This is a genomic window from Micromonospora sp. NPDC048830, from assembly GCF_043198215.1.
Classification (GTDB): Bacteria; Actinomycetota; Actinomycetes; order Mycobacteriales; family Micromonosporaceae; genus Micromonospora.
The window spans coordinates 19,597-39,509 of record NZ_JBICUP010000015.1; the positions used below are offsets into that span (position 1 = coordinate 19,597).

Sequence of the window (19,913 nt, forward strand, 5' to 3'; positions counted from 1 at the left end):
TCAGCATCGACCCCACCCGCCCGAAGCGAACTCCGAGCGGCGGCCGGGTACCCGCTGCGGATGCTGATACTCCATAACCGGACGTGGCACATCCCGTAGCCGAGCCACACCGCGACGCCAGCCAGTCGACGAGGCGGCTCCGTGAACTCGCTCGCCTTCGTCCGGTGCCATGCGATCGAGGACCAACTCGAACCCTGCTCGGCTGGTAAGCCGCCTTCGCTCGAAGGTGACCGCCGGCGCCTGGCATGGCAGGTCTTAGGTGCGTCCACCGAACTTCCTCTGCCTGTCCAGGCGCGATCCGACGTTTGGGTGCGGCCTGGGCGGGAGGTCAGCGTGGCAGGTCGTGGCGGAGGCCCTGGACGCGGCGTTCGAGTTGACCAGCTTTTCAGGGCATGGAGAGCTGGGCCATCAGCCGGCGACGATCAGCACGTCTTCTGGCCTTCCCAGCGGCTTCGCTGCGGCTCGGCAGGCAGCGTGATACGCCCTCGGAGTGATCGTCGCGCCCGTGGGTAGATGGCGGTCTCGTACTGCTGCGTTGCGGGAGGCGTGATGATCAGGAGTAGAACGTTCCGTGACGCCGTGGTGTTGATCACGGGGGCGTCGAGTGGAATTGGCCGCGCGACCGCGTTGGCGTTCGCTGCCGAAGGGGCCAGGCTGGTACTCGCCTCGCGCAGCCAAGAAGCGCTTGCGGAGGTGGAACACGACTGCCGAGCACGAGGCGGACAGGTCCTGGTCGTGCCGACCGACATCGCAGACCCAGCGGCCGTCGAGCGGTTGGCCCGGCTGGCGGTGCAACGGTTCGGGCACATCGACGTCTGGGTCGAAGCGGTGGCCGTCGGCATTGCCGGGCCGTTGGGCTCTGAATCGGCCGACGAGCTTCGCCGGCTGGTGGACACCAACGTATTCGGCGCCGCGCTGTGCGCCCGCGCGGCCCTAGCTACATTCCAAGCGCAGGGAAACGGGACCCTCGTGCTCCTCGGGTCGTTGCTGTCAGTGTTCCCGAACCCGCTGGTCCCGCTCTACTCCATGACCAAGTTCGCCATCAGAGGGCTGGCCCTGAACCTTCAGCAGGCGGTCGCCCGTCATCCTCGGATACGGGTCTGCCTCGTGTTACCCGGGCCGGTCGACACGCCGTTCTTCGAGCGGGCCGCCAACCACTCGGGCCGCCAACTACGAGCTATCCCGCCCGCGTACGCACCTGAGCGTCTCGCTGCCACAATCCTCGCGTGCGCCCGCCGCCCCCGCAGGCAGGTAACAACCGGAGTGGTCTCACACCTGGCGCTGCTCGCCCACCGGCTGGCACCGCGAGCCACCGAGTCGTTAGTCGCCCGGTGGAGCGCGACGTTCCTGACCAAGCCAGCCGCAGCCGCACCCGGAGCGGGATCGCTGTTCGATCCACCACCAGCCGGAGCGGTTCACGGCGGATACCGCCGCAGCCGGGTCCGTCGCCAGCTCGGCGAGTGGCTCAGCGTGGCGCAAGCACGCAGGAATCGACCGACCCCAGGCTGACCGCCAGCATGACGCCCCGCAGGATGCTCCGCGCCGCAGCCAGCGCCACAAACACCGGCGCAACGGCCAACGAGAACGCGCCGGAGCCGGCCAGCAGAGCTCCCACTGTCGGACGCTCCGCTCGTCGTCGATCTCCGACCCCGCCTCGATAAGGTCGGCGGCTTCAGATGCAGGGTTGGGTGGCGGGTAGCGACGGGCCCCGGTCTTGCGGCGGAGCGTTGGGCGGGCCTCCGCTTATCCGTTCGGGTGCGAGGGGTTGGGTCCGGTTTCGCGTGCGGCTTCTTCGAGGTGCAGGAACTCGTCGATGACCCGGGCGAGACTCTTCCTTGATCTGGGGTTGAGCTTCTCGAAGGACCTGGCCATGATCCGCACCTCGCGGCTCGCCGGTTCGGGTTCGTCGTCGCCGAGAAGGTAGCCCGCGGGGACGCCGAAGAACTCGGCGAGGGCGCGCAATGTTGTGGCTTTGGGGTTGATCCGGGGCGACCGTAGGAGGTTGCGGATGCCTTCCGCGGTGATGCGGTGTCCCCGCCTGGTGAGCTCCCGGGCGACTTCGGCCTCCGTGTAGGGCGGCCGGTCCTCGTCGCTGGCTTGGAAGAGTTCGCGGAGCCGGGTCTGGATCAGCCGGGAGGTGACTTCCTCGGCCTGGTCGGCAGGCGTGTCACTCACGAAGGCCTCCAAACTGTGGTTGGCATTATCGCGAACTATGGTTGACGCTGGTGGGCGATACGTGCTTAGCTCTCGGTATCACTTCGGCAACTGCGGTTCGGTTCGACTCGAACTGAAGTTGGTTGGAGCGTAGCGGATCGGGGTGCCGTGCGCGACATGGTGTCCCGATGCGCGGGCGGCGGCGCTCAGAGGGGGACGCGTCGTTGCCACGGGCATGGTGCCATCTGGCCCAACGCAGCGGCGGCGCCGACAAATCTGGCCGCGTCGCTGTGACGGCGGCCGGTGCCGCGCGGCGTGCCTCCAGGGGAGGCGGACGCACGGGGCATGCTGCCCAGCCCACCATCCCACCCTTCACCCCCGTGGGGGTGGGGTGGTGAGCGGGGGGACCCGGCGGGCGGGTAGAGGGGCCCTGCCGCCGGTCCCCCCACCCCGCAGGAGGCCAACCGCTTGAGCCCGGTGCCCCTGTCGGCGGCCTGGGCCGACGGCGGCGCGGCCTGGCGCGCGAGGACGAGGAGAAGCGGATCGTGATCAGACAACGGCAGGCGGACCCGGCCGAGGGTGCTTCCCGGCGGGGTCGGCGAGGGTCTGCGGTGCGACGCATACGCAGACGGCGTCGCATCAGCGCGAGGACCGCGTTCGCTGCGCCGCTGGCCGCGGTTAGCAGCGGTCTGGACCGGCTGCGCGACGACATCGGTGTTCTCGTCGACGTGGCGGCCCGCCAGCCCACCGATTCACGCCGCGCGGCGCTGGTTGACGTCCACCACCAACTGCGCCTGCTCGGCCAGCGTGTCAACGCCGCCCTCGGCGCGCCGCCACCGCCGGCCAAAAACCCGCAGCAACAACCCTGACTCACAGCGACGGCGGTGTGGGAGCCACCCGCACCGCCGCGCGTCCGCACCGCCGCCGACCCACCCGAGCAGCTCGCCCGCCTGCGGCAGCCGAACGGGCGCCTTGCGGGTGCGACGACCTGTCAGTCCGCACCGCAGCCCGGGCGACCGGCCTCACGACGACGCGGCACCGCTGACAGAGACCAATCCCAAGGCCCATCAGGTGAGGCCAGAGGCCGCATACCGGACCACATTCGCACGGATGAACAGGGGATCACCCATGCGCAGCGAACATTCCCAACGCGGGCCGACGCCGCAGCCGCCGTCGCCAGCCGACCGCGGCGGTGACCGGGGCCGGCGCCGCGACCGGCAGACCATTCGCCGTCCTCGACATCGCAGGTGGTCGCGGTGAACCCTGCTACCCGCCGCAGGGCGGCGGGCGTCTACCGGCCGCCGGTCAACGGGTGCGCCGCACGCCGGCCCGAGGCTGACGCGGTGGCGCAGTTGTGCCGCACCGCCAACACCCTCCGCGCCCACCTGGAGCGCACGGTGCTGCGGGAGGCGGACATGACCTGGACCACCTACGACGTGCTGATGCTCGTCTGCGCCCGGCGGGTGGTGGAGCCTCGGGACATCGCCGTCGAGGTGGGCATCGCCAGGGCCACCCTCACCAACGCGCTCGGCCTGTTGAGCGACCGCGACCTCGTGCGTCGCGAGCAACACGAGCATGACCTCCGACGGGTGGTCGTGCGACCCACGCAGGCAGGGCTGGCGCTGGCGGGGATGCTGCGGCGGCAGGTCGACGCCCGACAGGCTGACCTGTTCGCCGCTCCCGGCATGCCACCCGAGGACGACTTCGCCCAGGCGCTCAAAGTCCTGGCCGACCGTTCCCACCGCACCGACGGTATCGCCGGTGAGGAGGGCATTCGGTGACCGCGCTGACCACGACTCCGACCACCCGCAGCGCCGCCCGTCCCACGTCCGCCCCAGGGTGGCGGCTGGGCGCCCTGTATGGGCCCGCCGTCTACGGCGTCAGCGCCGCCGCCGTCGCGCTGCCCGACACCGCCGGCCATCTACACGTCGGCGGTCCGGCGCTCGCCTGGATCCTGACCGCCTACGCCGCGGGCATCGGCGTCGGCGCGGTCACCGCCGGACGCCTCATCGACCTGTGGTGCAGCCGCCCGATCCTCCTCATCGCCGCGACCCTGCTGACGTGCGGCACCCTGGCCTGCTCCCTCGCGCCCACCCTGGCCGCCGCGGTCACCGGCCGCGTCCTGCTGGCGGTGGGCTCCGGGGCGATCACCGCCACCGCGCTCGCCGGCACCGCCCGGCTGCCCGACGCCCGCCGCCCCGCCGCGCTGGCTGCCTTCGGCGCCTGCCTCGCCGGGTTCTCCGCCACCGCGCCGCTGGCCGGCGCGGCGGCGACCCACTGGACGTGGCGGGCAGCGCTGGTCCTGCCGGTGCTGTCCATCGTCGTCATCCCCCTGTGCTGGCCGCTCACCGCCTGCCTGCCGCGACGGGCACGGGCGGACTGGCTCGGCGCGGGACTCCTCGCGGCCGTCGCCGCAGGACTGCTGCTGACCGCGCAGACCGCTGCCCAGCAGGCCAGCGTGCTCACCATCGCCAGCGTCGCCGCTATCACGACAGTCGCCGCCCTCGGCCTGGCCGCGCGCACCCGAGCGCGTCGCGACGGGTTCCTCCCGCGCGGGATTCTGTCCGCCGCCTGGTTCCGGCGCGCCGCTGCCGCTGGAGCGGGCGTGTACGCGGGCCTGTTCGCCGTCCTCCACGCAGCCCCGCACCTGCTGACCCGGCAGGGCTACAGCACGACGGAGATCGGTGTGCTCCTGCTACCCGGTGCCGTGATCGCCGCGGTGCTGGCCCGGGTGGCCGGCCGCGTCGCGCGCCGTGTGCCCGCCCGCCATGTGCTGGCCGCTGCGAGCCTGCTGCTCGCCGTCGCACTGTGCTACACCGCGCTCGATCCTCAACCCTCGGCGGTCGCGGTGGCCACCACCGCGGCGTTCACGGCCTCGGCCGTCGCGCAGACGCTGCTCACCGCCGAAATCACCACCCGCGCCGCAGCCGACGCACGCGGCGGTGCAATCGGCCTGCTCACCCTCACCATCTTCCTCGGCGGCGGCTGCGGCACCGCGCTGTGCGCGGCACTGTGGCAGCCCTGGGGACCAACCGCCGCGCTGGTGACCGCCGCCATCCTGCCCGCTGCAGCAGCCGCCGCAGCCAGGCGGCTGCGCACCGACGCCTAGCTGTCGACGCACCCGTACCACTGGTGAAACCCATTGGAGCCCGCCCCACCAGTCGCAGTTCAAGCCCCTCGGCGGAAGCAGGATTTCCGGCCCGCGTCGATCAGCGCGACCTCCTTGCGAGCGGCCGCGTTGGCCTCGGGTCACCAGTTCGGCCGCGGGTGCAGTGATCTGCGTCGGTCCATCCAGCGGCCCGCGCACCGGAGAAGGCGGCAACGCCTCGGTGCCACGAGCCGGGACAGAGCCAGCCGACGGCGCCCCGGGTCAAGAGCCTGCCGCTACCGCTGGCAGCCGGGGCAGCCTCACCAACACCTGTGCCTACCCACACCATCATCACGTTCGCCTTCCGGCGCAACGTCAACGGCGGTGGCAACGGCACGCTCACCACTCAACGGAACTAGGGCATCACCTGGGTGTGACCCAGAGGCCTGAATCCGGCGGGGCCGGGCACGGCAGATACCGCGCCCGGCCCCGCCGGATCAGTACCGTAGTGCCGCATGAGCGACCAGGGCCTGCAGGACACCGGCGTGGTGAAGACCTGGCACAACGAAGAGGGATGGGGAACTGTCGCTCTCGATCACGTCGGCCTGACCGTCTGGGTGCACTACCGGCACATTGTCGCCGGGCCGACCGAATACCGGAGCCTGGCACAGGGTCAGCGGGTGCGATGCCACTACGAAGTTCCGGGCCAGGACGGTTACCCCGCCCGAGCGGTCGAGGTCATCGCCCTATTGCCCGGCCCGGGCGGCGTTCACCAGTCGCCGACGGCGGTGAACCCGTAGTACTTGCCCATGTCGATGCGGACCCAGACGTAGAACTTGGTGCCGTCCTTGACGTTGGTGGCGAGGTTGCGCCACTGGCCGACGGGCACGTGTGTCCAGTAGTTGCAGGTGGCGCCTCCGTAGAAGTTGATGCAGGCGTCGAACGGGCCGTAGTCGGTGCCGTTGCCGGTGTTGCGAATTTGGATGTCTGCGAATTGGCTGGTGGTGCGGTAGTAGCTGGGGTACGTGGGGTAGCTGATGATCTCGACGCTGTCGTACTGCATGAAGGCGTCGGCGGCGCCGAACTTGGCGCTGTATGGGGCGGCTCGGCAGCCAGCGGCCTGGGCCAGGGTGGGGGCGCCGACGAGGCCGGCGGTGACGGTCGCCAGGGTGACGGCCGCCGCGCCAGGGCGGGTCAGCCATCGGCGGGCGCTGGCGGGTGTACGCGTGGGCATGTGTCCTCCCGAGGTTGGTGGGGTGTGGCGGCAGCGGCCGGGGGGACGTCGGCGTGCTGACGCGGTGAGGGCTTGCGGCCGGGTATCAGGTGGCCGGCGGTGATGCGAGGCAGTACGTCCGGGCGGAAGGCCGGGGTTGGTTGGCTGGTGTCGTAGTAGCGACTCCAGGAAGGTCGTGGGGGTCATCGGCTAGCTGTTGACCCAGCTCCAGTTGCCGGTCAGGAGAGGTTCCGGCTGCCTATTGATGCTGTGAGGGCCTGTGGCGGGATTGTCGTTGCGGTCATCGGTGGCCGCCGCTGGACGGGGCTGGGGTCACGGTCGCTGAAGACGGCGGCGTCGCGGCTGTGGAGGAGGTAGGGGGTGCCGAGTGTGGCGCCGGTGCCGGTGCGGTGGGTGCCGAGCATCCGCACGGCGAGGCGGTAGTGGGTGCGCCGCCATTGGTGCACAGCGGCGGTGAACTGCTGCATCCCGTCGGCCAGGATCGGACATTCGGCGAGGGCGCGATGGTCGGCGCGGATGGCGTCGAGCGCGTCGTCGATGGTGGGCTGCCCGCTGCGGATGCGGGCGTGCACGTCGGGCACGGACAGGTACGCGGCGGAGTTGAGGCGCTGCGGGTTGGGCGTGCGGCACAGCGACTCGATCAGCTTGTAGGCGCGTGACTGGATGGCGCTGGCCCCGTCGGTGTGGGCGCGGAAGGTGTGAAACGCCTCTGGTTGCATGGTGGCCAGCAGGGACCACAGCGGTGCGATGTCGCGCAGGAGGGCGGCGGCGAAGGAAAGGCGCGTGCCGGCTGCGGGCAGGCGCCTGGCGTGGACGGCGGCGGCGACCGCGGTGAGGTTCACGGCGAGCAGCCCGAAGGTCAGCTCGAAGGTTTGCAGGACGCGGATGAACATCCACTCGTCGTGGACCGTTGAGACCGGCAGCATGGTGGCCCGCACGGTGAGCCGGTCCCGGGGGTGAAGGTCGAGGGTCGCCGCCGCGGCTACCTGGCGGGCGGTCGTGACCGGGTTGTCGGTGGAGGGGATGTCGAAGCTGAGCCGCCGCAGTGCGGGCGCGGCGGAGCGGACGGCGTGGCGTAGGCGTTTGGTCACCACGGTCGGGTCGGGGCGTAGCTGGGGCAGCGGCGCGCCGGTGTTGTCGAGGGCGCGTAGTTCGAAGCTGATGAGGTCGGTCAGCAGGCCGACGTGCAGGTGGTCGCGGCGGGCCAACAGCCGTTCCGCGGGTTGTGGTCGCTCGTCGGGGTCGGGTATGGGCAGCAGGGGCAGGGCCAGGTAGGTGCGGTAGTCGTACCTGCCGTCGGGTTTGTCGAGAGCGACGTCCAGGAACGCGGCCAGGTTGCCGGTCGGTGCCGGCAGTTCGGGCAGGCGGTTCCGGGTGGCACGCAGCAGCGTCGTCCATTCGGCGGGGAGGAACTGCTTGCCGTGGTGCTGGTAGGCGTCGATGACCGTGTCGTAGGGGAAGCGCTGTGCGCAGGGCCGTGGCTGGGTCAGCCACCGGTGCAGGGGTTCGGGGTTCATCGGGCTGCTCCCGGCCGGGTGCGGCTTCGGCACCGGTACGCGGCGATCGCCTCGCACACAGCGTCGATGTCCTCGCCGGTGGTGTAGGCGTGCATGGCTAGGCGCAGGACACCGCTGCGGGGCGCGGTGACGATCCCGCGGTGGCCGAGCCAGGCCGCCATCGCCTCCGCCCGCGGCTCGACGAGCGCCAGGTGCGCGCCTTGCGCGTCGGCGTCGGTGGCCAGCCGCACGACCTCGCCCTGGGCGGCCAGCCGCTGCGCGGTCGCGGCGATCAGCCGCTGCGTGTGGTGGCGGACGCGCCGCAGGTCAAGGCCGCCGACCAGGGACAGTCCGGCGACGGCGGCGTACACGGCGGCTGGGGCGGGGGTGCCGGTCTCGTAGCGTCGGGCGTGCGCCGGCGAGTCCAGAACGGTGGCGCGCAACGCGTGGGGGTCGGTGCGGCCGAGCCAGCCGGTGAGCGTCGGTGGCGGTCCGTCCGGATGCCGGACGTAGAGGAAGGCCAGGCCGGGAAGCCCGAGAAGGTACTTGCCGGTGCCGGTGACGAGGTAGTCGCACCGCAGCGTGTCGACGTCGAGGGGCATCACACCGGCGGCCTGGTAGGCGTCGACGAACACCGCCGCGCCGGCGGAGTGCGCGGCGTCGGCGATGCGTGTCACGTCGAGGCGGATGGCGTCGCGGTAGGTGACGGCGGGCACCGACACCAGCGCGGTGCGGGGCGTGATCTGCGACAGGTAGTCGGCGGTGCGTACCGCTGCGCCGGGCGGGCCGCACCAGCGCACCCGCGCTCTCGGCCGGGCCAGCCAGGTATGCGCGATGCCGGGGAATTCGGCGGGAGTGGTCAGGATCTCGCGGCGGCGGCGCCACCGGCGGCCGGACACGGCCTGATGCGCGGCGATGCTCGCGTTGGGCAGGATCGCGACCTGGTCGACGTCGGCGCCGATGAGCTGGGCGAACAGTCGGCGGGCCTGGGCCACCTGCTCCTCACACGCCTGCCAGAAGCCCGGCCGGGACACGTCGTCGAGCATCCGGGCGATGGCCTGGTCCACGTCGAGGGTGCGCGGGGCGATGCTGCACGCGGCCAGGTGAGCGACGTCGGATGGTGCGGCCAGCCGCTGCCGCAGCGACGCGGGCCGGGCCAGGGTCGCGGCGGTCACGGCCCCACCCGCCGGGAGGACGCTTCGGTCAGTTCGGTGCGGGCCTCCCACAGCGCCGGGAAACGCCGATGGCTGATGAGGCTGGCGAGGCTGTCGACCGGGGTGTGGCGGGTGCCGAGCACGCCGTGGCCGATGACGCGGGTGGCGACGCTGTAGTGCTCGCACCGCCACAACGCGATCCGCTCGTCGAACTCCACCAGCGCCTCGGCGAGCCGGTACAGCGGGTCCGACGGCTGGCCCCGGTACAGGTCGGCCGGGGTCAGGCGAAGGGAGGACAGCAGCCGGCTGAACGCGATGTCCAGCTCCGTGGTCGCCGAGCGCAGCAGCCGCCACCCGGGGGACTCGAACCCGGACCCGTTGCCCAGCACGGGGCGGATGACGGCGAAGTGCGCCGGGGGCAGGGACCGCAGGATGCGCAGGTGCTCGGTGATCAGCCGCAGCGCTTCCGCGGCCCGGTCGACGAGCAGTTCCGCCGGGCCCGCCTGTCCCGCGTCGAGATGCGCGAGCGCGCGGGACAGGTGGGAGCGGGTGAGCTTGAGCCACAGTTCGGTGCTCTGGTGCACGATCTGGAACAGCAGCTCGTCGGGGTGCACCCAGTCTGCCGGGTCCTTCTGCAGGGCCAGCAACTCCTCGGTGCGCATGTAGCGGGCGTAGTCGGTGGCGCCGGTTCCCGGCAGCACCGCGGGCAGGGACGACGTGGTCATGTGAAAGCCTCCAGACAGTCGGGTGCGGGACGTTGACGGGCGGGGTTACCTCAGGCGCGCAGGGCGGTGAGGGCTGAGGTCGCGGCGGTGGTCAGTCCCGCGGCCAGGTCGCCGGGCAGGTCGGCCCCGAGCCGTAGCGGCGCGGCGGTGACAGTCAGGTACAGGTTGGCGTCGTAGGTCACCACCGTGACGCCCGTGACCCTGTCGGTGTAGGTGTAGGCGGCGGCGCCGAGACCGGCCAGCTCGGTGACCGGGCCGCTGCCCTGCTGCGCCTGCCGCAGGCCCTCGTACATCAGCCGACCAGAGTCGGGCGCGCCGATGTCGGCTCGTACCGTCACCACGACACCCTCGGGCAGGCGCCCGACCGTGACCGAGCACGCCAGACTGGCGGAGCTGCCCGTCGTGCGGGAGGTGTCCTGCTGGGCGCCGACCTGCCCGACGAAGTCGGCGACCGCCCGCAGGTCGAGGCGGGTACACAGCCCGCTGACCGGCCGGTAGGAGGCCGCGGGAGACGGGCGTGTGGCCGCCGCGGTCGGGTGGCCTGCCCCGGCGGACGACGTCGCGCCGGCAGTGGGGGCGGGCGTGTCGCCAGTCGGGGTACACCCTGCCGCAGCCAGCCCGGCGACGCCGAGACTGCACAGCACGGCCACCGCTGACCGGCCCGACCTTACTGCGGACGACCGGCGCGACAAACGCGGCATAATCCGCGATGGAAAAGGCAAAAGAATCATTGTGTCAACCTGTTTCAGTGCGCGGTCGGCCATCCTGCCCGCGTTGGGCGGCAGGCTTACAAAACTGTTGTGCCTACGCTGTGGTTGGCGGTCTCATCAGTGGGATCAATTCAGCATGCCCGCCTGCGCGGTGTCCATATTTCCGGCTAGCTCTAGCAGCACAGCCCTGCCGCAATCAGCCTTGGCGACATGCGGCTGACCTGCGGATACTGTCGGGGGCGGAGGCCGTGCACCCGCGCCAGGCCACACGTGGCGGGCGCACGGGGGTGAAGGTCACGCTGCCGGGCGTGTGCGTAGCGGGCGCAAGGAGCGGCCTGCGCGACCGGGCACCGGACAATCAGTTTCCGCGCGGCGGGCTGCTTGCCTGTGACAGGGCAATGAAGCGATCTCAATAAGATTCGGGTAGGTACTTGTACTCGAAATGAGTCAGGTGCAGTGCGGCGGCGACGACGTCGCCGATCCGGCGTGGGCTGGCGGTGGTGTGGCGTAGCGTTTTCCAGCGCCCGATCAGGATGGCGAAGCCGCGTTCGCCTTGCCAGCGCAGCCCGCGTAACAGCCGGTTGTAGGCGCGGTTGTCGGGTGCGAGTCGGCTGCCGTCAGTGGGCTGCTTGACCGGGGTCTTGATGCCGTGGCCTGCGCTTTCGTAGCCGGAGTCGGCCAGGGCGGGTAGGTCCAGTTCGGCGGCGGACCAGTTCAGCGTGGCGGTCACCCCGAGTTCGCGGGCGCAGCTGGTGTCGTGCAGGTGCCCGGGCATCGCCGCCGATGTCCAGATCGGCAGCCCGTCCGGGCGGATGATCGCTTGGATGTTCGCGCCGAAGTCTCGGTGCTTTCCGGAGTACCAGGCGTCGATGGTCTCGCCCTTCACGGACAGGGTGGTCTCGGTGAGCCGGTCGCAGTCGAACAGCTTGCCGTCGAGGATCACGTGGGACCAGCCGTCGTCGGCGACTCGACGCAGCGCGGCGTGCAGATCCTGCGCCTGCGCGGCGAGCACGGCGATGCCCTCGTCGCGGTAGCGGTACGCGGTCGCTCGGGAGATGCCGAACCCGGCGCCGAGCAGGGTCACGTCCTCGGCCTTGCGGAACCAGACCAGCACCAGCAGCGCCTGGTAGAAGCAGGTCAACGCGCGGGTGCCGCGCCGTGTCCCCTTGGCTCGGCGTTCCGCGGCAAGCAGCCGGCCGAGGTACCGCACGAGTCCCTCGGAACGTCGACCATGGCACGATAGGCGATCACGGGGGTCCTCACCGTGTGGGTGATCTTGTGGTGAGAACTACCTACCGAGGGCCTCACGTCCACTTCCAGCACTGTCCGGCCTGAGTGCCTTCATCCGTGTCGCACCAATCAACACATTCGCGTCGCTGAGATCAGCTCAATCTTCCGATCACCATGCGGGGTGTTCCGAGGACACCCGCCGGAAGTACTTGCATCAGCCTCTGGGGACTGTGTTGGATCGAGTCTCCGCAACAGGCGATTGTCTGGTTGACGCCGACGGGCCTCGGCCGCTCGAGACCTGTACGTGCTATGCGGGAAGGATGCGAGCACAGTGGCTTCGCTCCAATTAACCGTCAGTTAGAACCAGCCCCGGCGGCCGAGAGACCGAATGCCGGGCAAGCTCTGCGCTGACGATCGGAGAGATAAAGAGCAATCGAGCGATCTTGGCAAGGCGCGCAGCCTCAACCTCCCAATCGGTGATCGTCTGACTCGTCAAAAGACGAGTCGACTCACTCTTCTGTTGTGTGGGCGCCTCCGTCCGGCTAGCGAGTGCGTAGGCAATCGCGGTCGCTTCCCCGATGAGTTCCGCTTCATCCGGATCCACCATGTATCGATGAGCGCGAGCAATCGCTGCAAGCCGAACGTTATCGACGTGTCGGGTCTGAAGCTGGTGGAGGCCATCGTGGATTTCGATGACGACTCGGTACCGGCTGCTAGAGGTGTGGAAATCTACTGGCAAGTCGTGCTGGGATCGCGGGCCTCTGAGCGATATCTCCGGTAGGCGGTTGCGCAGCAGGCTCCAGAGCCAGGTGAGGTGCAAATCGTCGGAGGTTTGGTTGAGGCGGCGAATGCATACGTCAAGGGGCTTGTTTCTATTCGCTGATATCCGTCTGCGTCGGCGTCCCCTAGCAGCCCGCTGGAGTCGTAGAGCCAACAGATCCGCAGCGATCTCGGCCTCTCGTTCCTCCTGTTCATCGACGCGGACGGTTGCGTCGCCGGTGTGATTGAGGAGGATGTGGCCAAGCTCGTGCAGGATTGAATGTGACTGCATAACAGTCGGGCGCGCCGAATCGACGAGAATTGCGTAGGTGCCCTCGGTCTCGATTAAAAGGCCGGCAGGAAGGTCGGGGCCCAAGTTCTGCACCGATACTCGGATCGGTTGGCCACGGTGGGCCGCGATGAGCGCGCACCACGCCTCGGCGGTGTAGGGGGCAGGCGGCTCGGGGAGGTTAAGCCGGCGTAGCTGTCGGCAGACTGCCCTTCGCTCGAGGAACAATGCTCCCTCCCGGATTGCTGGACGGGCGATGGAGGCCACAAGCAGTTTACTGGGTCTCGCGCAAGTGCCAAATCTGCCACTATCCGATCAAAAGGTATTCAGTCATGGTCTTTGTCGCAAATGCTTTAGATTGGTGGTTAAGGGTCCCTGGGGCAGACGCGGGCGCGCAGGTCATGTTAAGTAGGTCGTAAGTACAGGCAGGATCGGGAATGCCCTTCCGGTCAGACCTAACGAGGAAGGCGCGACTTCATGACACGGTCACACTGGACTCCGCCGCCAGAGAGAGGGGGGCGCGCAACGCCTGCAGGCCTCTATGATGCGCTGCTTGGCGGCGAGTTCAATCTTCCCGCTGATCGCGAGTTGGCTGCTAAGGCGCTTGAGGTCATTCCGGCGATGGCTAAGATGGCCAAGACCTCGCGGGCATTCTTGCGGCGGGCCGTGCGGCATTTTGCTAATGAGGGGTTCGATCAGTTTCTCGACTTGGGTTCTGGAATCCCCGCAACAGGGAACGTTCATGAAATAGCGCAGGCGCATCGTCCAGATGCTCGCGTCGTATATGTTGACATCCATCCTGTTGCGGTCATGACCGGCCAGCAAATTCTTCGCGACAATCCGGATGCCGTTGCCATCCTGGGCGACGCTCGCAATCCAGACGCAGTGTTGGCGGATGAGGAGCTTAACCGGGTTGTTGACCTGAACCGGCCTGTCGTCCTCTTGGCCGTAGCGCTACTGCATTATCTGACGGACGATGACCGACCTTATGAAGCGATGGCGAGACTGCGCGAGAGGCTAGCACCCGGCAGTGTCCTGGTGCTGGCTCACGGCGCCCGAGAGTCGTACGCGGAGAGTCAAACGCAGAAGATACAGACGGCATTTCGGGAATCGGAAGCCCCAAAGCCGGTCGTCAGGAGTTACGACGAGGTTCTGGGATTCTTTGGTGATTTCCAACTGATCGATCCTGGCCTGGTGTGGCTGCCGCAATGGCGGCCGGAGTTGGGTCCCGACGATCCTGACTGGTTTGTCTCGGACCCTGTCCAGTCGGGTTCACTGGCGGGGGCGGCGCAAAAACTTTAACGTAGGCTCAAGCGGAATTGGCGATTGAGCGCGTCGTGGCGTCCCCGCTTGCACTCTTGCTGTCTTAGGAAGCGCGACGGGGACGCCCGCTGATCGTAGCCGCTGGATGATTCGCCGGTGTGACGGCTATGACGCGCGTCGGCTCATGAGAGGAACGACCAGATCCGAGCTGGAGAGCGGTGGCAGGGCTAGCCCCGGAGGGGAATCTTTGCCTTCTCTGAGCGTCGCAAGTAAAGTCGTTAGTTTTGTTGGTCCTCCGACCAATGGTCCTTGGCCAAAACGGCATCCCATGCTTGCGAGAAGTACGCGTTGTTCGTGCGACTCGATGCCTTCCGCAGCCACATTGACGCCGAGGTCGCCGCCCAAAACCACGGCTGCTTTGGCTACGACGGCGGCGGGCCGTGAATGTAGGTCGGCTACGAAGGACCGATCAATCATGACGCCCTGGAATGATATCCGACCCAGTGTCGCCAGTGAGCAACGCCCACTACCGAAGTTTTTGAGTGCGAGCATGACTCCGCCCGCACGAAGCTCGTCTAGGATGTAGCTGTCTACTATGGGGTCGGTTTCCGCGACTTCCAGTATGAGGCGATCTGGCGAGGTTCCGGCTCCTAGGAGTTGACCGAAGATCCGCGCGGGTAAGCGGTGGTCTAGCGACAATTCTTCCCCGGACACGGTAAGTGCGGCAGGTAGATCGAACCCGGCGGCACGCCAGACCTCCGCCGCCAAGAGAGTTTGCCGAAGCATCTCTGCTGTTAGTTGGCCGGTCAGTCCGCCCCTTCGTGCAAGCTCTGACCACTCCGAGCTTGGAAGCTCTCCGTGTTGCGGGTGCAGCCACTCAGGCGTGACCTCGATCGCGACCGGAGCGCCAGAAATGAGATCGACCACTGGCATGTACATGGCGCGGATCTGGCCAGCCTGTATCGCGTCCGGTAGTTCGGTGAGCAGCTTTCGTCTGCGTACGTCGCCCTGTGCGGAGACACCGTTCAGGAGCGAGATTCCGATGGGCTGAAACATCTCCCTGCGGGAGCGCGTCAATGCATCGGTGGCACGATCGAGCACTGCCTCGACCGTATCTTCAACTGTCGAAAACGTCATACCCGCGTGTGCCCGTACTGTAGTCAGAATTCCCGAAATGTCGACCGCGAGACGTGTGCGCCGAAGGATGCCCTCGATATAGGCCACTGCGTCCCTGGCGTGCGGTTGGCTGACGACTAGTGCGAAACAATCGCCGCCAACTCTCGCTGCGATATGCGACTCTTCCGCTTGGGGGAGGAGTCGGTCGCTGATAATTCGCAACAACTCATCGCTTGCGGAGCGTCCGAGGGCGCTGCTAATCTCCTTAAGATTTCCTATCTCTACGATTGCAACGGCGAACTCTTCACCGGCTCGCCGTTGCAGGTCTTCTATAAGCCCTCGACGGTTCGGTAGGCCGGTGAGTGCATCGCAAAAGGCGTAGTGCTTTAGGCTTTGATATTTGAGGGCGTTGGCTATTGCTGTCGTGAGGGTCGCCGCGAAGGCGTTAAGGATTCGCGCCCCGTGCTTGGAAGAGCGGATGTTGGGATTGGCCGCGTACAGACGAAAGTGGAAGTGGAAGCCAGGACCGGCCATTGTCAGCATCTTCGACGGGCGGATGGGCAGTGGCTCAGCGCCGTTCGGTGGACCATCGTATGGGCTGGTGTCGTATGCGCGGACTAACCTGGACTCTTGACCGGCTACCTGTAGTTCGATCTCCGTTGCTGAAGCAGAGAACACATGGCCCGCCCCGTGCGTGGCGGTTTGTAGGACCGTCGTCAGGTCGTGGTCCGACAGTGCGTCCGAGATGGCTAGTATGTGCTCCCATGCACGCCGATCTGCGACCAGTTTGACGATCTGGCGATAGATGGCCCACGTAACGAGGAACGCGGCTGGAATTGCTGGCAGCGCGCCTGGGTGAGCAGAAATTATCCCCACTAACATGCTGGCCATGGTGACCTGCAGGCCAGCGATTGTCAGCCGGAAGATCCATGCCGACCGTGCGACGTCGAACCAGTTGGCGCGCGTCCGTAGGGCGGTGGCTGTCGTCTCGATGGCCATTTCCGCCGCCGTGGCTATTAACCCCGGGATAAAAGCAACTGCGGGTACCATCCACCATGGGGCGTGCGGTGGAAACGGAGACGGCGATGTCCCGGTAACGCGTGCAGCCAGCTCGACAGCAATGATTGCGGCGAACGCCGAAGTTGCAAATTTGTAGGCCTCGTATACGCCGGTTGGGCCTCCATGACGCCTTCGCCTTCGTCCCGCCGCGCGGAGAACCTGTCCAGCAGTCATGCCAACAAGGATTCCCAGAAGCGCCCATGCGGGCGGAAGGATCAGCGTCGTGACAATGATCGCTGTGAGCGTAGGATGAACACGGACCGCGTGCGACGGTGGAACTGTGAATCCGCAATACTGGCTGGCGGCGATGAGTAAGGTGCAGGCCACAAACTCGAACAAGCCGGACGATCCGGGATTCTGCCAAGACAGAGTTAGACAGGTGATGACTGCCGCTGCCAGGAAGCCAGTGAAGGATGTCCCCCATGTCAATGGCCTTATCCAAAATCCCATGTTCCCTCGCCTCCTCCAGCGACCATCGTAGGTGATCGTCGTGGTATCCCGCCCTACGCCAACCTTCCGGTGGTGCTAGGGTGCACCGTCGTTGGGCAGCGGAAGCCGCTCAACGCGCGGGGCGAGGCCACGCATCTCCGGGTCCGTGCGGATCGGGGACGGCGCAGGTCTGGCTGGCTGTGCGGTCAGCGGTGCCAATCCAGTTGTGCGTCGGGTACGCCGACTGTGCGGGCGTAGGTGATTGCTTCCTGTCGGCCAGTGTCGTCGCCTCGCGGATAGGTGAAGATGCGGCCGGCGAACACAACCCAGCTGGTGGTATCGGTTGCGTAGTCGGCGTACCAGCGTCCAGGTGCCAGCGCGTTGGCGAGCTGTCGGGAGAGTTCGTCTCCTGCGGTGTCGGGGCAGGTGAAGTCGATCAGTGTCCACTGGGCGGGTTGGTTGCCGGCGGCGTTCCAGGCCGGGATGCGGTGGATGCGCTGCAGGGTCAACGGCATGTCGATCGCGGTGTTCAGGGCCAGACTCTCGACGATGATCGTCCCCAGCATAGGCAAGGTTCACCGCCTGGGTGCTGGTGACTGGGGTAGCGGCTAGCCTAGCCGTTTTCGCACAAGAGTTCCCATCAGGGGATCTGGGGTGTCGTGGTGTGGGCGCCGCTGTGTCCGACGGTGCGGGAGCCGGCGTGGACGGCGGTGGTGATGGCGTCGGGCAGCGGGGTGTGGCGGGCGAGGTCGAGGGCGAGACAGCCGAGGAATGCGTCTCCGGCTCCGGTGGTGTCGACGACCGGGACGGCAGGTGCGGGGATGGTGCCGGATCCGTGGGGGTGGATGAAGGCGGCGCCGCTGGGGCCTGCGGTGACGACGACGGTGCGGGGCCCGAGGCGCTGCAGCGCGGCGGCGGCGTCGAGGGGGTTGCCGGTGGCGGTGCGCAGGATGGCGGCGGCCTCGTGCTGGTTGACCACGAGGACGTCGAGCTGTGCCAACAGCGTGGGGTCGAGGTCGGGGTGGGGGACGAGGTTGCCGATGACAATCGGCGCGCGGCGGTGACCCAGCAGTGTGGTCACGGGTTCGGGCGGGAGGTCGAGCTGCACGATCACCGCTTCCGTGGCGAGGGCGGCGGTGGCGCGGTGGATGTCGTCGGTGGTGAGTTCGGTGGCGGGTGAGAGGGCGAGGGTGATGTAGCTTTCGCCGTCCGGGGTGACCTCGATGATGGCTGCCCCGGTGGTGGCGTGGGGGACGAGCCGGACGTGGTGGGTGTCGACGTCGACGTCGGCCAGCGCCGTGGTGATCTGGTGGCCCCAGGTGTCCGCGCCGACGTTGGCGATCAGGGCGGCGCGTCCGCCCCAGCGGGCGGCGGCGATGGCCTGGTTGAGACTTTTACCCCCGGCGCTGGCGGTCAGGGACGAGCCGACGGCGGTGCGGCCGGGTCGGGCGCGGTGGGGTACGTGGATGGTCAGGTCGATGTTGGCCCGGCCGACGAAGGCGACATCGACGCGGTGGCTGGGCTTGGGGTTGTCGGTCATGCCGTCGCTGTGGAGGCGGCCAGGGCGGCGTGCAACTGCTGCACTCCGGGCTCGGTGGAGAACGCCGTGAGCTGACGGCTGACGGCGGTGACCTCGCGCTGATCGGGTGAGGCGGGCCAGGTTGAGTGCGGTGAGGGCGGCGGCAGCGGCCTGCTCGGGTTCACCGGTGGCAGCGTGGGCGACGGCGGTGCGCGCCAGATAGCGGCCCCGCTCGCGCCGATAGGTCTCCGGCCATGTGTCGAGAGCCTGGTGGAAGCATCGGACGGCGGTGCGGGGGTGGCCCAGCCGAAGCCAGCCATCGCCTTCCTGCGCGCATACGTACGCCGTGGTGCAGAACGAACCGAGCCCATTGTCATCTGTTTCGGTGGCGGCAGCGAGGTGCTGGGCATCGTCGATGGCTGCGCGGAAAGAGCCGGCGTCGCCTTCGACGGCGTGGCCGTGCGCGCGTTGCACCGCCGCGAACGCGCGTACCTGCTTTCGGGTGCTGCCGGCGCGTTCGGCGGCACGGGCGAGTCCGAGTACCCGGTCCTGGTCGGTGGCGTCTGTGGCCTGCTGCGCCAGGCGGGCGAACACGTAGGCGGTGAACTCGATGTCGCCGGCTTCTTGGGCCATGGTCAATGCCTGGGCGAGCCACCAGTCGCCTGCGTCGCGGTCGCCCAGGTCGTCGCTGAGCCAGCCGGCGAGCTCCGCCCACCGCGCCTCGGTACTCAACAGCGTGTCGCGCAGGCTACCTCGGGCAGCTCGGCGGTAGTCGGCGATGTGACCGAGCTGTTGCCGGGCTGTCGGGAGGATTGCTGCGGCGCCGACTCGGTTGTCGGATTCCACGAGCACCAAGCGCAGTACCGCGAAGTGCTCCACGATGGCCGGATCCACCTGGGCCGCCCGCGTCGCCGCAGCCAGCGGATCCACACCTGCCAGCGACGCCACCACACCGCCGGGGACCGCCTGCAGGAGCGCACGGCGGCTGACCTGAACCTGTCGGCCTCGCCCGTCTGCCACAGCCATCACGATATCCGTCTCGCCTGCGGGACCGCCGTGTGCGCCGGACACCAGGGCCGTGTCCGCCTCGGTCAGCGCAGTGGTGAAGGTTGCCGTGCCCCTGGCCCGCCGGTACCGCTGCTGGAGGGCAGCGACCTGGTCATACCCGGCTGTGAGTGCGCCGTTGGTGTCGAGGACCTCATCACAGCGTCTCCAGAAGGCTCGGTCCGCGTGCTGCCGTCCGACTTCGGTGTTCGCGATCGTGCTGCGACCGCTGAGCACCCTGGGCGCCAATGAGTGCTGGGTGTAGCCGGCTGCCTTGCGGTACCCGGCCAACTGCTGGCCGAGCGCGCCACGCCTCGCTCACCTCGTGTGGGTCTGCCATCGCCGTCGCCTCCCCGGGCCATCGCGCCTCGGTCGGCGTTGCGTAGGGGACGAACACCGTAAGAGGCGGCCTTCGATGCGAATGGTTACCCTACCGCGCGGTCGTGGCTGCGCGCGTCGTTCACGCGCCGCCGCTGATAGATGGTCCCGCCACGGGCGGCTGCCCGCCAAGGCCGGGCGACGTGCAGAGCGATGCGCAGCTGCGGCGCGTAGCGATCGAGGTAACGCAGGCGAGGTGGGTGCTGCCGTCGGTGGCGCATCGTGTGAGCCAGACACAGTGGGGGCCGATGACCCCAGCGGGCAGT

General features: G+C 68.3%; 18 protein-coding genes and 1 pseudogene. 6 read left to right on the top strand and 13 right to left on the bottom strand.

The window, feature by feature from the left end:
* Nucleotides 1-579: 579 nt before the first annotated feature.
* Entirely contained in the window at nucleotides 580-1,509 is a 930-nt protein-coding gene (locus ACGFIZ_RS15235; protein WP_393419565.1) for an SDR family NAD(P)-dependent oxidoreductase, read from the top strand.
* Between the two features lie 234 nt (nucleotides 1,510-1,743).
* Here the strand turns inward: ACGFIZ_RS15235 and ACGFIZ_RS15240 are convergent, their stop codons facing one another.
* Nucleotides 1,744-2,175 carry a hypothetical protein gene (locus ACGFIZ_RS15240; protein ID WP_393419567.1) on the bottom strand — a complete coding sequence of 144 codons (432 nt, stop codon included), beginning with the start codon at nucleotides 2,173-2,175 and terminating at the stop codon, nucleotides 1,744-1,746.
* A 590-nt stretch (nucleotides 2,176-2,765) separates the two neighbouring features.
* Between ACGFIZ_RS15240 and ACGFIZ_RS15245 the strand changes: the two genes are divergently transcribed.
* The 4 genes from ACGFIZ_RS15245 (at nucleotide 2,766) to ACGFIZ_RS15260 (ending at nucleotide 6,042) form a co-directional block, all read left to right on the top strand.
* Nucleotides 2,766-3,023 (top strand): hypothetical protein, encoded by a 258-nt coding sequence (locus ACGFIZ_RS15245; protein WP_393419569.1) that lies wholly within the window; start codon nucleotides 2,766-2,768, stop codon nucleotides 3,021-3,023.
* A 387-nt stretch (nucleotides 3,024-3,410) separates the two neighbouring features.
* Complete coding sequence (locus ACGFIZ_RS15250; protein WP_393419571.1) at nucleotides 3,411-3,935, top strand: MarR family winged helix-turn-helix transcriptional regulator; 525 nt, start codon at nucleotides 3,411-3,413, stop codon at nucleotides 3,933-3,935.
* Nucleotides 3,932-5,263, top strand: a complete 1,332-nt coding sequence (locus ACGFIZ_RS15255) for an MFS transporter (RefSeq protein ID WP_393419573.1) — start codon at nucleotides 3,932-3,934, stop codon at nucleotides 5,261-5,263. Before ACGFIZ_RS15250 ends, ACGFIZ_RS15255 begins: the two co-directional genes overlap by 4 nt.
* Before the next feature lie 494 nt (nucleotides 5,264-5,757).
* Nucleotides 5,758-6,042, top strand: coding sequence for a cold-shock protein (locus ACGFIZ_RS15260; protein ID WP_393419575.1), 285 nt, complete (start codon nucleotides 5,758-5,760; stop codon nucleotides 6,040-6,042).
* Here ACGFIZ_RS15260 and ACGFIZ_RS15265 read toward each other — a convergent pair.
* The 7 genes from ACGFIZ_RS15265 to ACGFIZ_RS15295 all read right to left on the bottom strand — a co-directional run bounded on the left by ACGFIZ_RS15265 (nucleotide 6,012) and on the right by ACGFIZ_RS15295 (nucleotide 12,935).
* Entirely contained in the window at nucleotides 6,012-6,476 is a 465-nt protein-coding gene (locus tag ACGFIZ_RS15265) for a hypothetical protein (protein ID WP_393419577.1), read from the bottom strand. The two genes, ACGFIZ_RS15260 and ACGFIZ_RS15265, sit on opposite strands and share 31 nt — an antisense overlap.
* A 218-nt stretch (nucleotides 6,477-6,694) precedes the next feature.
* Nucleotides 6,695-7,993 (bottom strand): tryptophan 2,3-dioxygenase family protein, encoded by a 1,299-nt coding sequence (locus ACGFIZ_RS15270; RefSeq protein WP_393419579.1) that lies wholly within the window; start codon nucleotides 7,991-7,993, stop codon nucleotides 6,695-6,697.
* A complete protein-coding gene (locus tag ACGFIZ_RS15275; protein ID WP_393419581.1) occupies nucleotides 7,990-9,147 on the bottom strand; it encodes an aminotransferase class V-fold PLP-dependent enzyme in 1,158 nt (385 codons plus the stop codon). The genes ACGFIZ_RS15270 and ACGFIZ_RS15275 overlap by 4 nt, the downstream gene beginning before the upstream one ends.
* Nucleotides 9,144-9,851: a tryptophan 2,3-dioxygenase family protein gene (locus ACGFIZ_RS15280; protein ID WP_393419584.1), complete on the bottom strand. Its 708-nt coding sequence runs from the start codon at nucleotides 9,849-9,851 to the stop codon at nucleotides 9,144-9,146. The genes ACGFIZ_RS15275 and ACGFIZ_RS15280 overlap by 4 nt, the downstream gene beginning before the upstream one ends.
* Nucleotides 9,852-9,901: 50 nt before the next feature.
* Nucleotides 9,902-10,501: a hypothetical protein gene (locus tag ACGFIZ_RS15285; protein WP_393419586.1), complete on the bottom strand. Its 600-nt coding sequence runs from the start codon at nucleotides 10,499-10,501 to the stop codon at nucleotides 9,902-9,904.
* Nucleotides 10,502-10,970: 469 nt separating this feature from the next.
* On the bottom strand, nucleotides 10,971-11,771 hold the full coding sequence (locus tag ACGFIZ_RS15290; RefSeq protein WP_393419588.1) for a transposase family protein: 801 nt from the start codon (nucleotides 11,769-11,771) through the stop codon (nucleotides 10,971-10,973).
* A gap of 366 nt (nucleotides 11,772-12,137) precedes the next feature.
* Nucleotides 12,138-12,935 (bottom strand): DUF6545 domain-containing protein, encoded by a 798-nt coding sequence (locus tag ACGFIZ_RS15295; protein ID WP_393419590.1) that lies wholly within the window; start codon nucleotides 12,933-12,935, stop codon nucleotides 12,138-12,140.
* A gap of 381 nt (nucleotides 12,936-13,316) precedes the next feature.
* On the opposite strand from ACGFIZ_RS15295, the gene ACGFIZ_RS15300 reads away from it, so the two are divergent.
* Nucleotides 13,317-14,141 carry an SAM-dependent methyltransferase gene (locus tag ACGFIZ_RS15300; protein ID WP_393419592.1) on the top strand — a complete coding sequence of 275 codons (825 nt, stop codon included), beginning with the start codon at nucleotides 13,317-13,319 and terminating at the stop codon, nucleotides 14,139-14,141.
* A gap of 126 nt (nucleotides 14,142-14,267) precedes the next feature.
* On the opposite strand, the gene ACGFIZ_RS15305 is transcribed toward ACGFIZ_RS15300, so the two are convergent.
* The 5 genes and pseudogenes from ACGFIZ_RS15305 to ACGFIZ_RS15325 form a co-directional block, all read right to left on the bottom strand.
* Nucleotides 14,268-16,217: an EAL domain-containing protein gene (locus tag ACGFIZ_RS15305; protein ID WP_393419594.1), complete on the bottom strand. Its 1,950-nt coding sequence runs from the start codon at nucleotides 16,215-16,217 to the stop codon at nucleotides 14,268-14,270.
* 695 nt (nucleotides 16,218-16,912) lie between these two features.
* Nucleotides 16,913-17,272 (bottom strand): hypothetical protein, encoded by a 360-nt coding sequence (locus ACGFIZ_RS15310; protein WP_393419596.1) that lies wholly within the window; start codon nucleotides 17,270-17,272, stop codon nucleotides 16,913-16,915.
* 74 nt (nucleotides 17,273-17,346) lie between these two features.
* The gene (locus tag ACGFIZ_RS15315) at nucleotides 17,347-18,246 is read right to left on the bottom strand and encodes a PfkB family carbohydrate kinase (protein WP_393419779.1); all 900 of its coding nucleotides are present in this window, start codon (nucleotides 18,244-18,246) and stop codon (nucleotides 17,347-17,349) included.
* Nucleotides 18,243-18,410: a hypothetical protein gene (locus ACGFIZ_RS15320; RefSeq protein WP_393419800.1), complete on the bottom strand. Its 168-nt coding sequence runs from the start codon at nucleotides 18,408-18,410 to the stop codon at nucleotides 18,243-18,245. Before ACGFIZ_RS15320 ends, ACGFIZ_RS15315 begins: the two co-directional genes overlap by 4 nt.
* 1,045 nt (nucleotides 18,411-19,455) lie before the next feature.
* A pseudogene (locus ACGFIZ_RS15325) lies at nucleotides 19,456-19,560 on the bottom strand (XRE family transcriptional regulator); the annotation flags it as partial.
* Nucleotides 19,561-19,913 lie beyond the last annotated feature (353 nt).

Coding starts and splice junctions, on each gene's coding strand:
- ACGFIZ_RS15280 (WP_393419584.1), bottom strand. CDS start 9,851: ATGACCACGTCGTCCCTGCCCGCGGTGCTGCCGGGAACCGGCGCCACC.
- ACGFIZ_RS15305 (WP_393419594.1), bottom strand. CDS start 16,217: ATGGCCATCGAGACGACAGCCACCGCCCTACGGACGCGCGCCAACTGG.
- ACGFIZ_RS15310 (WP_393419596.1), bottom strand. CDS start 17,272: ATGCTGGGGACGATCATCGTCGAGAGTCTGGCCCTGAACACCGCGATC.
- ACGFIZ_RS15270 (WP_393419579.1), bottom strand. CDS start 7,993: ATGAACCCCGAACCCCTGCACCGGTGGCTGACCCAGCCACGGCCCTGC.
- ACGFIZ_RS15265 (WP_393419577.1), bottom strand. CDS start 6,476: ATGCCCACGCGTACACCCGCCAGCGCCCGCCGATGGCTGACCCGCCCT.
- ACGFIZ_RS15300 (WP_393419592.1), top strand. CDS start 13,317: ATGACACGGTCACACTGGACTCCGCCGCCAGAGAGAGGGGGGCGCGCA.
- ACGFIZ_RS15260 (WP_393419575.1), top strand. CDS start 5,758: ATGAGCGACCAGGGCCTGCAGGACACCGGCGTGGTGAAGACCTGGCAC.
- ACGFIZ_RS15315 (WP_393419779.1), bottom strand. CDS start 18,246: ATGACCGACAACCCCAAGCCCAGCCACCGCGTCGATGTCGCCTTCGTC.